We start from the raw sequence: 14172 nt of genomic DNA on the forward strand, positions 1-14172 counted from the left end.
TAAAAGTTCCGAAACCGGGCGGCCGGTGTGCTTTCGGAGCGGAAAGCCGATGTCGCTCAGGCGATCCTTGCGCAGGTAGAAGGTAACGGAGGTTGACCGAACCGATGCGGATGCAATCTTGCGTTCTTGCATTTGTGCGTGCATGATTCGAGCTAACCTAGTCGTGTTCCACCGATCCGATGACCGGTACAACTCAATCCGGAGACCAATTATGTTGGTGCAAATATTGGTGCAGTCCCGATTTTTCGGGGTGCGGCAATGACGATGTCGATAGCTGGTGTGCTGCCGACGGCGCCGCAATTGTTGTGCGCGTTTCAGGGACGACGCTTCGATGACCAGGTACTGCTGCGGTCGGCGCGGGCGCTGGCCGAGATGCATGCCCGCCGGGTGCGGCTGCGCGATCCCTTGATGGCCGCCGAGATCGACTGTGAGCGCGGCATTCTCGTAGACGACATCAACGGCTGGGTCGAGCGGGTAATGCCCCAGCATCGGAACGGCGCGTCGCTGCACACCGAAAGCCTCGGCGCGGTGATCGACCGGATGGCGCGCAGTTGGGTCGAGGCCAACCAGGCCATCGACCGTGAGGGTGCGCGCAGCGACACCACCCACAAGCACTGGTATCACCTGGCCGAACTCGTCGACGGGTACACCGATCTCGTCGTCGACGTGGCCGGAGGCCGTCGCCGGCTGCCCGAGCAGTGATCGCATGATCTGCGGTTCGGCGTAATACCTTCCAGCTCAACGTAAGATCGCACGGCCGCGCACCCGGCCCAGAATCAGCAGGACCACCAGAGTCACCGCCACCAGCAGTGTGGTGCCTGCCGCGGCATCGAAGACCCGGCCGCGATCCGTATCGGCGAAGATGCTGATCGGCAACGTCTTCCAGGTGGCCGGATACACCATCACGGTCGCCCCCAGCTCGCCCATGGACAGTGCGATCGCCAGACCGGCGGCCGCGCCCAGTGCGGGCAGCAGCAGAGGCAGGGTGATCCGCGTCAGCACGCGCGCCGGACTCGCGCCGAGGGATTCGGCGGCCTGGCGGAAACCCGGATCCAGCCGGTCCAGCGCCGCGGCGACCGCGCTGAACGCGTAGGCCAGTACCAGTACCGAATGTGCCACGATCACAATCCATTTCGTGCCGCCGAGCAGGATGGGCCGCTGGTTGAACGCGATCAGCACACCGAGCCCGATCGCCACCGACGGCACCGCGATCGGCAGGTGGAATACCGCGTCGGTCAGCCGCCGCCACCAGGCCGGCGCTTCCCGGGCCGACAGCGCGGCCCAGGTGCCCAGAATCAGCGAGATCGCGCCCGCGAGCAGGGCGGTCTGCAGGCTCACCGACAGGCTCGCGGCCTGTTCGCCGGACAGTTCGTGGCGGAAATTGCCCAGGCCCAGCCCCGAAGGCAGCGCACCGGTCCATCGGCCCGCCAGCGCCGCGGCCATCACCGTGTCGATCGGGGCGGCGAACACCACCAGAACCACCAGCGCGAAGACAGCGAGCACCAGCGCGCGTCCGCGACGGGTCCACACCAGCATGATCAGCTCTCCTGGGTCGTGCGCGCGGCGGCGAACCGCGCGAAGACGAGGCGGTAGGCGATGTACAGAGCCAGCGACAGCGCCACCTGCACCGTGGCCAGCACCGCCGCTCCGGGCAGGTCGAAGGTGACGATGCCGCGGGTATAGATCAGCGCGGGCAGGGTTATGACGCCCTTCGCCCCGGTGAACAGCACGATCCCGAATTCGTTGAGCGTCAACAGCAGAACCAGGCTGCCGCCCGCCGCCAGCGCGGGCCACGCCTCGGGAAGCACGACGCGTCGCAGTACCCGCCACGGCGAGCCGCCCAGGCTCGCGGCCACATCCAGCTGCTCACGCGGTAGCTGGGCGAACGCGGCAAGCAGCGGCCGGACCACGAACGGGGTGAAGTAGGTGATCTCGGCGAGCACGACTCCGGTGGGCGTGCTCAGGAAATTCAGTGCGGGGGAGCGGTTTCCGGTGAGTCCGGCGATCAGCGCGTCCAGCGCGCCCGCGGTGCCGTAGAGGAAGGTGAACGCCAGCGTGATCAGGAAGGACGGCAGGGTCAGCACCGTATCGATGAGCCGCCCCACCGCGCCCGAACCCGGAAAGGGGATGAAGGCCAGTACCACCGCGACGAACGAGCCGAGCACCAGGCATCCGGCGGTCGAGCAGACCGCGATGGAAACCGTGCGCCACAACGCGTTCCGGAACGACTCGGAACCGAGCACCTGAGACCAGGTCCCGGACTTCGCGGTGGATTCGGTCAGCACCCGCACCACCGGGTACACCGCGAACAGCAAGACCACCAGCAGCGGCGGTGTCGAACAGGCTATCGGCCGCCAGTTGCGCTGTCCCGCCGCATGTTCGGAGGTATCTGCCACCGCGGACGGTTCGACGGCGAGCGAAGTGCTCATCGGGTCCGCTCCCTTCCGACGCGCGTCGTACGGCCGGCTACCCGGTCCCCCTCACGGACCGGGTACCCGGCCGACGAACCGGCCGGTGAATATTGTCGCGCCGCAACCACTCTCGTGGTGCGAGTGCGTCTCACGCGCGCCCTCTCGGCATCCGGTCGCCCTCGGCTGGGTCGCGTGTGCCTGCTTGATCCGAAGGGCGCGCGGTGACGAGTTTGCCGAGTGCCGAGGGGCCGCGAACTCACCGCGCGGGGACCGGGTACGTGGTCGGTCCGTGGTGTCGCGGTTGGGTTCTGTTGCGCTGGGGCCGATTCGGCGGTGTAAGTGCGGATCATGCGGCTGTTCCCGGCATCCTGCCGTCCGCGATCGCTGCGCACGTGTATACCGGACCAGGCGGGTGTGCGCAGATGGCCCTGTCTGGTGTCGAGTGGCTGTTTGGCTCTGTTCGTGGGGTGGGTATCCGCATATGCCTTGGTGCCGAGCTGTTTTGGATGGGGTCGTGTGTGCGTGTTGGGTGTGGCCGATATGCGGTGGTGAGGTGGTCTGGTGGCGAGTGGCCGCGTGCTCCGCTGTGCTCGGGCGTGGGGTGCGCGTTCGGTTCGTGGTGTTGCGGTTGGACTCGGTAGTGCTGCGGCCATTTCGGCGATTCGCGGGCGGGTCATGTGAGTGCTCCCGGTGTCGCGCCGACCGCGGTGGGGATGAGTGTGCCCGCGGGGTCGGGGAGGCGGACGCCGATGACGGCGCCGTCCGCGATGTCCAGCGGGCCGGGGACGTCGGCGGTGAGTTCGATCGGCAGGCCGGTGACGTCGAGTTGGAGTCGGCTGGTGGCGCCGCGCCAGACGCTGGAGACGATGGTGGCCAGGACGGCGTCGCGCTCGTTGGTGGAGCAGATCTGCACGGTGTGCGGGCGCATGCACAGCAGACCGTCGTCATCGGGCTTCCAATCGAGCTGCCCGACACCGGGTTTCGGTGCCTGCGCGCGCAAGGTGCGTTCACCGCACTGGACCAGTGCGGTGTCGCCGGCGATATGTTTCACCGTGCACGGCAACAGATTCGCCCCGCCCAGGAACGCCGCGGTGAAGCTGCTCGGCGGTCGTCGCCACAGGTTCTCGGCGGTGTCCACGTCGACCAGGCGGGCGTCGCGCATCACCGCGATCCGGTCCGCGAGGGCCAGCGCCTCGGACTGGTCATGGGTGACGTACAGCATCGCCATGTCCGGCAAGGCTTTTCGCAGCTGCTGGAGTTCGGCCAGCATGGCCTGACGCAACTGCGCGTCCAGGGCCGCGAGCGGCTCGTCCAGCAGCAGCACCGAGGGGCGGATCGCCAGGGCGCGCGCGATCGCGACCCGCTGCTGCTGCCCGCCGGACAGCTCGCGCGGCAGCCGCTGCGCGTAGTCGGCCATGCCGACCATCTCCAGCACCTCGCGCACCCGATCGCCGATCTGCCTGCGCGGCACCCGATGTGAGCGCAGGCCGAATGCGACGTTCTCGAATACCCGCATGTGCGGGAACAGTGCGTACGACTGGACGACCACACCTATACCGCGCTTGGCCGGCGACAGATCGGTGACATCGCGGCCGGCCAGCCGGACCGCGCCCGAGGTGGGCCGTACGAATCCGGCCAGCGCCCTGAGCGCGGTCGATTTCCCGGAACCGCTGGGCCCCAGGAGCGCAACGGTCTCGCCGGCCGCCACCCGCAGGGTGAATTCGGCCAGCGCGGTCGTGGCCCGGCGGCCGCGACCGTAGCTGACGCCGACCCGATCGAAGACGATCGCGGGTTCGGTGGAAGTTCCGGTGGCGGAGTTGGTGCCGGTGGCGGAGGTCGCCGGTGCGAACATGCTGCGCTCCTCGGGGTTTCGGTCTAGCTGCCGGTGGCCTTCTGGTGCGCGGCGACATCGCCGTCGAGATCGTGCAGGACCTTGTTCCAGTCCGGCGTCACGACGGTGACGTCCTTCAGATACGAAGCGGGCGAAGGAGTTCCCGCAGGGGCGTCCTTCAGGTCCGTGCGTGCCGAGACCGCCATCGCCTCCGGGCCCAATGTCTTCTGCACATCGGCCGAGAGCAGGAAGGTCATCAGCTTGGCGGCCGCGTCGCGGTGCGGTGCGCCCTTGGCCATCCCCATGACGTACGGCAGGGCGACCGTGCTGCGCTTGCCGTCGACGGTGGCCGGATAGAACAGGGCGAACTTCGCCCCGTTGTCCTTGATCTCGGTGAGGTTCATCTGGATATCGCCGTTGGCGACCAGCAGCTCACCCTTGTCGACCTTGGTCTGTAATTTGCCGGTCGAGGAGGACGGGCCGACGTTGTTGGCCTGCAACTTGCCCAGGTAGTCCAGTGCGCCCTGTTTCCCGTAGAGCTGTTGCAGCAGAACCAGTACCGCGGTGCCGTCCCCGGCCTGTCCGGGCGTCGAATACTGCAGCTTGCCTTTGTATTCGGGCTTCAGCAGATCGTCCCAGGTGATGCCCTCGGTGTGCACCGCCGGGTTCGCGATGAAGGCCAGGTAGTTGCCCGCGAGGGTGACGTACTTGCCGCCGGGATCCTTGTCGGCGGCGGCGATCGCGCCGGTGTCGACGCCGCTGTCCTGCAGCAGTCCCTGTTCGGCGGCCTTCTGGATGAACGGCGGCAGGGTCACCACGAGATCGGCCTGCGGATTGGATTGCTCCTTGTCGATCCGGTTCACCACCTCACCGGAACCCGCCTCCACGTAGTTGACCGAAATGCCTGTCTGCTTGGTGAATTCGGCGAATTCGGGCTTGTACCAGTCGGCCATGCCGTCGGCGGAGTACACGGTGACGGTCTTGCCGTCGCCCGCGCTCGTACCGGTGCCGCCGCACCCCGCGACGGACAGGGCCAGGGCGGCGGCGGAACCGAGGGTCAACGCGGTGCGTGCGAGGCGGGAGATCGGAATACGCACGATGACTGCAACTTTCGTTCAGAGCGGAGGAGAAGATGTGGAGGGTCAGGAGTTTTCGGCCAGCAGCAGGTCGGCGAATTCGACCACCGAGGGCACGATGTGGGTGGCGCCGGCCGCGCGGAGCCGGTCCTCGGTGTGCGCGCCGGTGAGCGTGCCCGCCACGACGCGCGCGCCCGCGGCCAGACCGGTTTCGATATCACTGGCCGTATCGCCCAGTACTGCGACCCGATCCACCGCGTCCGCGCCCAGGCGCAGCAGTGCGGTGAGCACCATGTCCGGATAGGGACGGCCACGTCCGGCGTCGGCGGGGCACAGGGTCAGGTCGGCGATCTCGTGCCAGTCCAGCGCGTCCAGCAGCCGGTCCTGGGTGCCGCGACTGAAACCGGTGGTCAGCGCGACCTTGATCCTTGCCTCGCGCAGACGCGTGATCGCCTGTGCCGCACCGGGAATCGGGGCGGCCTCGGCAGCGAACTCCTCGTAGGCGGCCTCGAAGGCGCGATTCGCCCGCTGGGCGCGGTCCTCGTCGCCGAGGATCGCGCGGAATACCGCGATCTTGGACTGGCCCATCGTGCGCACCACGTACTCGGTGGCCGCCTCGCGTTCGGGCCCGTGGGCGGGAATGCCCGCCGCGGTGGCGGCGGCGTCGAAGGCGCGCAACACCAGGCCGCCGTCGGCGACCGTGGTCCCGGCCATGTCCAGGACGGCCAGCTCGATGCGTTTGTCGGGCACAGTATTTCCCTTCGCGGGGGTGGATATCTTCAGAGGTTCAACAGGTCGGCGGTTTCCTCGCCGATGGCGGGGCCCAGGGTCATGCCGCGGCCGCCGGGACCGGTGATGACCCACACGTCGTCGGCGGCTCGCGCCCGGGTGACGATGGCGTCCGGGTCGACGCTCTGGCTGTAGACGCCTGCCCAGCGGCGCACGATCGGGGGCAGCCGGCGGCCGAGGAATTCCTCGGTGACGGCGGTGAGGTGTTCGTACGGCGCCTCGTCGACGTCGAAGCCGAACGGCTCGTCGTATTCGTGGGTGTCGCCGATGGTCAGACCGCCGTGCAGCCGCTGTACGCAGAGCAACTGCATGCGGTGCTGTGCGGCGGTGAACGCCTGCGCCTCCTCCAGTCGCAGCCGTTCCAGCGCCTCGCCCGCGAAACCCGGGTAGTAGCGGAAGCTGTCGCCGTCGGCGATGGCGGTGGTGAGCGGTTCGCCCAGCGGTGCGGTCTGCATCATCTGCAGCCGGACGCGCCGAACGGGCATGTCGCCCACCAGTTCCCGGGTCAGGCCCGAATGCGCCGCCCCCGGGCAGACCAGGATCAGATCGGCCTCGAAGCGGCGGCCGTGATCGTCCACCACGACTCCGCCGCTTACCGTGCGGGCCTCGGCTCCGGCGTGGAAGGTATAGCGGCCGGTGCGTTCCATATACGCGCGCAACGCGGGCATGGCCTGGCGTGACTCCACCGCGGCATCGGCCGAACAATGCAGTCCGGCAAGGAATTTGCCACGCAGGGCCGGATTGATTTCGCGCACGCGCCCGGGATCGAGCAGTTCGAATCCGCGCTCGCCGGCGCTCGGACCCGCCGCTGCGGCCTCGGCGACCGCGAGTTCGGCATCGGTGCGGATCAGCGTGATCGAGCCCGCCGCGCGGAATCCCACTCCGGCGACCCGGCCGCCGATCTCCTCCCACAACCGGCGTGAGCGCAGCGTCAACTCCAATTCGCCTGCGCTGCGGCCCGATACCCAGACCAGGCCGAAGTTGCGGACCGTGGCGCCGCGCGCCTCGGGCTCGCGTTCGAGCTGGACGACCGTGTGCCCCCGACCGATCGCGACCAGGGCATGTGCGGTGCCGAGGATTCCGCCGCCGATGATGACCAATCGCATGGGGAAAATCATGCGCAATGGTCTAGACCTTAGGGTGATTCCCGCGCCAACAGTGGGTTAACAATTGGTATAGACCAATTGCGGTATGCTGTGGGCGTGAATGCGAGGGACACCGGACGGCACGGTCCGCCGCGCGGTCCGGCGCGGCGAGGGGCCGGTGTGCGCGGCGAGACAGGCATTGCCGACAATCATGGCGTGAGCGATCTCGCGAGCGAGCCACGAGCAGTGCCGGGTCCGCAGGCCGCGGCATCCGCGGATGCCGAGATGTCAAGTGTGAGCGCCGATTTCGGTCGGATGTCCAAAGCGTACCGAGTGCGGACCGAGATCGAGGCCATCCTGGATCGGCTGCGCGAGGGCGATCCGGTGCCGCCGGAACGCGAACTCGCGGCACGATTCGAGGTCGCGCGCGAGACCGTCCGGCAGGCGCTACGAGAGTTGCTGGTACAGGGCCGGATTCGCCGTCAAGGCCGGGGCACGGTGGTCTCCCGCCCGAAGATGGTGCAGCCCTTGTCCTTGCGCTCGTACACCGAAGGCGCGATCGGCCTGGGCCGGCGCCCCGGACGTCTGCTGGTCGGCTGGGACGACATTCCCGCCGACCCGGAAACCGCTGCCGCGCTGGATATTCCGGCCGGTGCGACGGTGATGCATCTCGAGCGCGTGCTGCTGGCCGATGACGAGAAGGTCGGTCTGGAGAGCACCTACCTCACCCCGGCCCGGTTCGGTTCGCTGCGGGCGACCTACGACCCGACCACCTCGCTCTACGCGGCCATCCGAGCCTCGGGCGTCGTCTTCGGCTCGGCCGTCGAACGCATCGAAACCGTCCTCGCCTCGCCACGGGAGGCGGCTCTGCTGGAATGCACGACCGCCCTGCCGATGATCCTGCTGCACCGCCGCACGATCGACGCCGACGGGGTTCCGATCGAACGGGTCCGCGCTCTGTATCGCGGCGACCGCATGGCCTTCGAAACCCGTCTGCGCGAATGAGGTTCGGGTAGCGGGGTTCGGGCCGCGCGGCGTCAGCGCACCTGCGGAGCGACCTTCTCGCCGAGCAGTTCGATCGTGTGCAGAACGCGATCGTGCGGCAGGGTGCCGACGCTCGGGTGCAACATGAAGCGATCCAGGCCGAGGGTGTCCCGAATTCCCGCGATCTTCTCCGCGACCCGGTCCGGCGTGCCGACGAACAGCGATCCGGCGGGTGCGCGCAGCGCTTCGAACTGGTCGGGAGTCATTGCGCCCCAGCCACGTTCGCGCCCCAGTCCGCTCATCGCCGCGGCGTAGGGCTGGTAGAAGCCGGCCACGGCCTGTTCGTCTGTGTCGGCGATGTAGCCGTGCGCGTGTACCGCGATCGGCTGCGGTTCGTGACCGCCCTGCTCGAGCGCGCGGTGGTACAGGTCGACCAGCGGGCGGAATCGGGCGGGCTGACCGCCGATGATGGCGATTGCCAGGGGCAGGCCCAACAGGCCGGCCCGCGCAACCGACTCGGGACTGCCGCCGACCGCGATCCACACCGGCAGCGGCCGGTCGGTGCGCGGCTGCACGACGGTGTCGTGCAGGGCGGGACGGAATCGGCCGGACCAGTTCACCGGCTCATCCGCCCGCAGTCGCAGCAGCAGCGCGAGTTTCTCGTCGAACAGGTCGTCGTAGTCGGCCAGGTCGTAACCGAACAGCGGGAAGGATTCGGTGAAGGAGCCGCGGCCGGCCATCAGTTCCGCGCGACCGTCCGACAGCAGGTCCAGCGTCGCGAATTCCTGGTACAGGCGTACCGGGTCCGCCGAGCTGAGCACGCTCACCGCGCTGGTCAGCCGGATGCGCTCGGTGCGCCCGGCGATGGTCGCCAAAACGACCGCGGGCGCCGACGCCGCGAAGTCGTCCCGATGGTGTTCGCCGACGCCGTACACGTCCAGACCGGCGCGTTCGGCCGCGACGGCCTCCTCGACGACCTGTCGCAGCCGTTCGCCCGCACTCGGCGCCGGCCGATCGCCGACCGCATGCCGTTCGGCGAAGGTCGTCAGTCCCAGTTCCATAGTCGTTCCTCCCGTGAAGCCGATGTCGACAGCCTAAACGGACCGTGGTCCGGATAAATTCCGCCGGGGTCGGCGTCGCGGAGTGCCGGGATTATCGGGCGCGGATACCGATACTCTTGTTCCATGGCAGTCCGCACTCGCAAGCCGCTCTTCCCCGGCGTCCAGTCCCCGATCCGTGAAGTTCCGCGATCGATCGCGCGTCCGGAGTACGCGTGGAAGAACACGGTCAACGAGGGCCACGAGCCATGGGTGCAGACGACCGAGACGATCGAGAAGATGCGCGTCGCGGGCAAGATCGCCGCGCAGGCACTCCAGGAGGCGGGCAAGGCCGTCGCGCCCGGCGTGCTGACCGACGATCTGGACCGCATCGCCCACGAGTACATGTGCGACCACGGCGCGTACCCGTCGACGTTGGGCTACAAGGGATTTCCCAAGTCCTGCTGCACGTCGCTGAACGAGGTGATCTGCCACGGCATCCCGGACTCGACGATCATCGAGGACGGCGACATCGTCAACATCGACGTCACCGCCTATATCGATGGCGTGCACGGCGACACCAACGCGACCTTCCTCGCCGGTGATGTGGACGAGGAGGCGCGGCTGCTGGTCGAGCGCACCCACGAGGCGACCATGCGGGCGATCAAGGCGGTGCGGCCGGGCCGGGCGCTGAACGTCATCGGCCGCGTCATCGAGTCCTACGCCAACCGCTTCGGCTACGGCGTGGTGCGCGACTTCACCGGGCACGGCGTCGGCCCCACCTTCCACAGCGGCCTGGTCATCCTGCACTACGACCAGCCCGCCATCGAATCGGTGATCGAACCGGGCATGACCTTCACCATCGAGCCGATGATCAACCTCGGCGGCGTCGACTACGAGATCTGGGACGACGGCTGGACCGTCGTCACCAAGGACCGCAAGTGGACCGCGCAGTTCGAGCACACTCTCGTCGTCACCGACACCGGCGCGGAAATCCTCACCCTCCCGTGAGCGGGCGCGTCCCGGATTCGCGCACCCGGTGCGTGGCCGCGCTCGGGCACCGGGCGTACGGCGTCGACGGCTACCCGCGACGAACGCGCCGGCGGCGTGCGGTGGCACGGTGAAGGGCGCGCTGCTGGTCGCCGGGACCACCTCGGATGCGGGTAAGAGTGTCGTGGTGGCCGGGTTGTGCCGGATGCTGGCGCGGCAAGGGGTGCGGGTCGCGCCGTTCAAGGCGCAGAACATGTCGAACAACTCGGTGGTCGCGCTCGACGGCGGGGAGATCGGTCGGGCGCAGGCATTGCAGGCGCGCGCGTGCGGGCTGGAGCCGAGTGTGCGGTTCAATCCGGTGCTGCTCAAGCCCGGAAGTGATCGGCGTTCGCAGCTGGTCGTCCGGGGCCGGGCCGTGGATACGGTCGGGGCGCGGGACTACTTCCGGCATCGGCGGCAGCTGCGTGCGGTCGTCGCCAGTGAATTGGCCGCCCTGCGTGCCGAATTCGATGTGGTGATCTGCGAGGGAGCCGGATCGCCCGCCGAAATCAACCTGCGGGCAACGGATCTGGCGAACATGGGTTTGGCGCGCGCGGCCGCCCTGCCGGTCCTGCTGGTCGGCGATATCGATCGGGGCGGCGTGCTCGCGCATCTGTTCGGCACCGTGGCGATTCTGGAACCCGAAGACCAGCAGCTCATCTGCGGATACATCGTGAACAAGTTCCGCGGTGACGTCGAGTTGCTGCGCCCCGGACTCGATACGCTGACCGAACTCACCGGCCGGCCCACGCTCGGCGTGCTGCCCTTCGCCGAGGATCTGTGGATCGACGCCGAGGACTCGCTCGGTACCGTCGCCGACGCGCCGGTCGGTCGTCCGCGGCCGCCGCTCGGGACCGAATGGCTGACCGTCGCGGCGATCCGATTGCCGCGCATCTCCAACTCCACCGACGTCGAGGCGCTGGCCTGTGAGCCCGGAGTGTCGGTGCGCTGGGCGGACGACCCGTCCCGGCTGGCCGACGCCGACGTGGTGGTGCTGCCGGGCAGTAAATCCACCGTGAGCGATCTGGAATGGTTGCGCCGCAACGGAATCGCCGACGCGCTGTGCGCTCGCGCCGCGGCCGGACGGCCGATCCTGGGTATCTGCGGCGGATATCAGATGCTGGCCCGGCGCATCGTGGACCGGGTCGAATCCAGCGCGGGCGAGGTGGCCGGACTCGGCCTGCTGGATCTGGATATCGAGTTCGCCGAACCGAAGGTGCTGCGCCGCACCACCGGCCGGGCGGCCGGTTCCGGAATCCCGTTGAGCGGCTACGAGATCCACTACGGCCGCGCCCGCCGTACCGGCGACCCCGCCTGGCTCGAACTCGGCGACGGGCGTGCGGAAGGCAGTGCGCGCGGGGCGGTCCGGGGCACGCATCTGCACGGCCTGATGGAGTCCGACGACTTCCGCCGGGCCTGGCTGCGCGAGGTCGCCGCACAGGCCGGACGCTCCGGATTCCGTGTCGCCGAGGATGTTTCGGCCGTCGCGGAACGCGACTCCCAGCTCGACCTGCTCGCCGATCTGATCGAGGAGCATCTCGACACGACCGCGCTGGAAAGCCTGATCACCACCGGCGTTCCGTCCGGGCTGCCCACTCCGGCGACGTCGCGGACACCGAAAGCCTGACTGCGCCAAACATATTCGTTCCCTCCGGACCGTAATGTGCGAGTGTTGCCCGGGCAACTTCGGTTCGCTCGCACTGATGCGCCGCAGCGGTCGATCGCGTGGTCGTCGCCGGGCTTTGCCCGGGTGGCGGGGCCTGGCCGCGTCGTGGAGTCCGGACGCGTTCGCGGCCGATCCCCGCCGCCGGGTGCCGAGGCCGCGTGCGCGTGGGAACAGCTCTCCGACCGGCCGCGACCGGGTTTGCGCGACGATTCGCCGACGGCCCGTGGCGCAGCTCTCGGCGGACGTCGAGGCGTGGTCAGCGACACGAGGTTCACCGCCGCTGAGCCGTGTAGCGTGGGGCGGCATGGAAACACGGCGGATCGCGGTCGGTGACCGCGCTTGGACCGTTCGAATCGATGGTTCCCAGTTCCGGCACACGGTCGTCCTGCTGCCCGACGCCGGCGCTCCGGTCGATGTCTACGATGCGGTGTGCGCCCGCCTGCACACTTCGGACCTGCGCACAATCGTGCTGGAATCGATCGAGGGGCTCGACACCGCGGGGGTCTACGCGATCCTGGACGACATCGGTGTCCCGTGGGCCAACCTCGCGGGTTACGGCGCGGGCGCCGATCTCGCGTGGCAGTTGGCCGCCCGCGGCTTCGGCCGATTCATGGGCCTGGTCGTCGCCGGACGGGGACATCCGGCCGCTCCCGGCGCGGACGACACCGTCGCCGACGCGAACTGCCCGGCCGTGGAGATTCCCACCACCGTCGTCGCGACCAAGAACCTGTCGCGCGCGGACGCCGAGGCCGCCGCTCGCCACGTCTACGGAGAATTCCGCGTCGCGCAGGTCGATGTCACCGATCCGGCCGCAGAAGCGGCGCAGGAATTCGCCACCGAAATAGTGCTCCGCAGCGGCCAGTGGTGAGGGGTTGAATTCTCGGCCCCCGCTCTGTCGGTTCGCTGAGTCGATGGCCTCCGCCCCGCTGCGGAGTTTCGCGGCGGAGCGAAGACTCACCGCGCGGCCCCGCGGCGGGCACTCGTTCCTGGCGCCCGCCACGCGTCCGGGCTGCAAGCCCGCGCTGCAAACCAGGTGGCGGCAAGCTCACGCCGCAAACTTGGTGATGGGGTGGCGGAACCGGGTGTCAGGGGCGAGCGGAACGAACCGTCAGGCGTTGTGCCCGGCGAGCCAGCGCAGCCACGAGTCCAGTTCGGTGAACGCCTCTCGCCGGACCGCCTCCGAGGACAGGAACACATCGTGCCGGGCGCCCTCGATCGGCACGATGTTGGTGCGTTGCCCCAGGCAGCCGGACCAGCGTTGGATCTGGCGCACGTCGAGCACGGTATCGGCGACGTCGGCCGCGGGGCCGTACGCGCGCATGAATTTGGTCACCTTCGAGCGCAGGATCAGGGCGGGGACGCCGACGTCGAGGCCGTGATGCAGCTGGGCGTGCCCGCGCCGGATCGCACGCAACCAGCCGAAGTGCACCGGGAATCCGCTCAGTGGCTTCCAGTCCAGGTCGTAGTCCCACTCGCCGGACGCGCTCCGGTGCAGGCTGTCGCCGTAGGTGGTGACCTTCTGCCCGGGCAGGGTCGCCATGGCGCGCAGGCGTCCCAATCCGCCGATCACGGTATTGCCGACGATGGTCCGGTAATAGGCCGGGCCTTGCAGATCGAACCAGGGGCTGTTCAGTGCCAGCCCGGTAATCCCCTGTGCCGCAACGCCTTCGGCAGCCTGCAGCCGATCCAGCCAGAGCGAGGTGACCAATCCGCCGGTGGAGTGGCCCATCACCAGCACCGGCAGGCCGGTCTCCTCGCGCACGATGCGCAACGCCTCGTTCAACTCGGCGTCGTACATCGCCAGATCGGTGACGTAGTGCGGGGTCTGCCCCGGGCGCAGCGAACGCCCGCACTTGCGCAGATCCAGCGCGTAGAAGCGGTGGCCCTGGGCGGCCATGTGTTCGGCGAGGTGCCGCTGGAAGAAGTAGTCGGTGAATCCGTGGACGTACAGCACCGCGGCGGTCGCCTCGGTCGTCGCCAGATGCCGGACCAGGGTGGCCTCCACCGTGCCCTCGCCGTCCGGGTCGGCCCCCAGCGGTATCGGGCGCTGTTCGTAATCCTCGCCGAGGACATCGGCCTGCCAGGAGTCGGTCCGCGGTCCGGCCGACGGCGTCTCGTTCGTCACAGCGAACACGATATTCGACCCGCTCAGCGGCGTCTCGGCACAGGTAGCCCGCTCACCGGAGGTGTGGCGGTTTCGGAAACGGGCATGCCGAGGGGCAGAATCAGGTTGAAGTGAACGGCGGGTAACCTCGAACTCGTCG

General features: G+C 68.7%; 13 protein-coding genes. 5 read left to right on the plus strand and 8 right to left on the minus strand.

Annotated features, from left to right (window positions below):
• The first annotated feature begins 342 nt into the window (after positions 1-342).
• Entirely contained in the window at positions 343-702 is a 360-nt protein-coding gene (locus AC5WS7_RS16755) for a DUF4254 domain-containing protein (RefSeq protein ID WP_495955924.1), read from the plus strand.
• Positions 703-738: 36 nt separating this feature from the next.
• Here the strand turns inward: AC5WS7_RS16755 and AC5WS7_RS16760 are convergent, their stop codons facing one another.
• From AC5WS7_RS16760 to AC5WS7_RS16785, 6 genes are all read right to left on the minus strand, one after another.
• Entirely contained in the window at positions 739-1536 is a 798-nt protein-coding gene (locus AC5WS7_RS16760) for an ABC transporter permease (protein WP_495955422.1), read from the minus strand.
• A 2-nt stretch (positions 1537-1538) separates the two neighbouring features.
• Positions 1539-2429 carry a 2-aminoethylphosphonate ABC transporter permease subunit gene (locus AC5WS7_RS16765; protein ID WP_495955423.1) on the minus strand — a complete coding sequence of 297 codons (891 nt, stop codon included), beginning with the start codon at positions 2427-2429 and terminating at the stop codon, positions 1539-1541.
• Positions 2430-3084: 655 nt separating this feature from the next.
• The gene (locus AC5WS7_RS16770; protein ID WP_495955424.1) at positions 3085-4263 is read right to left on the minus strand and encodes an ABC transporter ATP-binding protein; all 1179 of its coding nucleotides are present in this window, start codon (positions 4261-4263) and stop codon (positions 3085-3087) included.
• A 23-nt stretch (positions 4264-4286) separates the two neighbouring features.
• Positions 4287-5339, minus strand: coding sequence for a 2-aminoethylphosphonate ABC transporter substrate-binding protein (locus AC5WS7_RS16775; protein ID WP_495955425.1), 1053 nt, complete (start codon positions 5337-5339; stop codon positions 4287-4289).
• A gap of 45 nt (positions 5340-5384) precedes the next feature.
• Positions 5385-6032 (minus strand): HAD-IA family hydrolase, encoded by a 648-nt coding sequence (locus tag AC5WS7_RS16780; protein WP_495955925.1) that lies wholly within the window; start codon positions 6030-6032, stop codon positions 5385-5387.
• Positions 6033-6097: 65 nt separating this feature from the next.
• Positions 6098-7213, minus strand: a complete 1116-nt coding sequence (locus AC5WS7_RS16785) for a TIGR03364 family FAD-dependent oxidoreductase (RefSeq protein WP_495955426.1) — start codon at positions 7211-7213, stop codon at positions 6098-6100.
• Positions 7214-7486: 273 nt separating this feature from the next.
• On the opposite strand from AC5WS7_RS16785, the gene AC5WS7_RS16790 reads away from it, so the two are divergent.
• Positions 7487-8197, plus strand: coding sequence for a GntR family transcriptional regulator (locus AC5WS7_RS16790; RefSeq protein ID WP_495955926.1), 711 nt, complete (start codon positions 7487-7489; stop codon positions 8195-8197).
• Positions 8198-8229: 32 nt separating this feature from the next.
• Here AC5WS7_RS16790 and AC5WS7_RS16795 read toward each other — a convergent pair whose 3' ends face one another.
• A complete protein-coding gene (locus AC5WS7_RS16795; protein WP_495955427.1) occupies positions 8230-9237 on the minus strand; it encodes an LLM class flavin-dependent oxidoreductase in 1008 nt (335 codons plus the stop codon).
• 123 nt (positions 9238-9360) lie between these two features.
• Here AC5WS7_RS16795 and map point away from each other — a divergent pair, with 123 nt between their 5' ends.
• The 3 genes from map to AC5WS7_RS16810 all read left to right on the plus strand — a co-directional run bounded on the left by map (position 9361) and on the right by AC5WS7_RS16810 (position 12776).
• Positions 9361-10224, plus strand: a complete 864-nt coding sequence (gene map, locus AC5WS7_RS16800) for a type I methionyl aminopeptidase (RefSeq protein WP_495955428.1) — start codon at positions 9361-9363, stop codon at positions 10222-10224.
• Positions 10225-10333: 109 nt separating this feature from the next.
• Positions 10334-11869 carry a cobyric acid synthase gene (locus AC5WS7_RS16805; protein ID WP_495955429.1) on the plus strand — a complete coding sequence of 512 codons (1536 nt, stop codon included), beginning with the start codon at positions 10334-10336 and terminating at the stop codon, positions 11867-11869.
• A 343-nt stretch (positions 11870-12212) separates the two neighbouring features.
• Positions 12213-12776 carry an alpha/beta hydrolase gene (locus AC5WS7_RS16810; RefSeq protein ID WP_495955430.1) on the plus strand — a complete coding sequence of 188 codons (564 nt, stop codon included), beginning with the start codon at positions 12213-12215 and terminating at the stop codon, positions 12774-12776.
• 240 nt (positions 12777-13016) lie between these two features.
• Here AC5WS7_RS16810 and AC5WS7_RS16815 read toward each other — a convergent pair whose 3' ends face one another.
• A complete protein-coding gene (locus AC5WS7_RS16815; RefSeq protein WP_495955431.1) occupies positions 13017-14033 on the minus strand; it encodes an alpha/beta hydrolase in 1017 nt (338 codons plus the stop codon).
• Positions 14034-14172: the final 139 nt, after the last annotated feature.

This window comes from Nocardia sp. PLKS1-43, from assembly GCF_059510335.1.

Excerpts from the sequence above, each read along its gene's own strand:
- AC5WS7_RS16760 (WP_495955422.1), bottom strand. The coding sequence starts at position 1,536 with ATGCTGGTGTGGACCCGTCGCGGACGCGCGCTGGTGCTCGCTGTCTTC.
- map (WP_495955428.1), top strand. The coding sequence starts at position 9,361 with ATGGCAGTCCGCACTCGCAAGCCGCTCTTCCCCGGCGTCCAGTCCCCG.
- AC5WS7_RS16795 (WP_495955427.1), bottom strand. The coding sequence starts at position 9,237 with ATGGAACTGGGACTGACGACCTTCGCCGAACGGCATGCGGTCGGCGAT.
- AC5WS7_RS16785 (WP_495955426.1), bottom strand. The coding sequence starts at position 7,213 with ATGCGATTGGTCATCATCGGCGGCGGAATCCTCGGCACCGCACATGCC.
- AC5WS7_RS16765 (WP_495955423.1), bottom strand. The coding sequence starts at position 2,429 with ATGAGCACTTCGCTCGCCGTCGAACCGTCCGCGGTGGCAGATACCTCC.
- AC5WS7_RS16780 (WP_495955925.1), bottom strand. The coding sequence starts at position 6,032 with ATGGCCGGGACCACGGTCGCCGACGGCGGCCTGGTGTTGCGCGCCTTC.
- AC5WS7_RS16770 (WP_495955424.1), bottom strand. The coding sequence starts at position 4,263 with ATGTTCGCACCGGCGACCTCCGCCACCGGCACCAACTCCGCCACCGGA.
- AC5WS7_RS16810 (WP_495955430.1), top strand. The coding sequence starts at position 12,213 with ATGGAAACACGGCGGATCGCGGTCGGTGACCGCGCTTGGACCGTTCGA.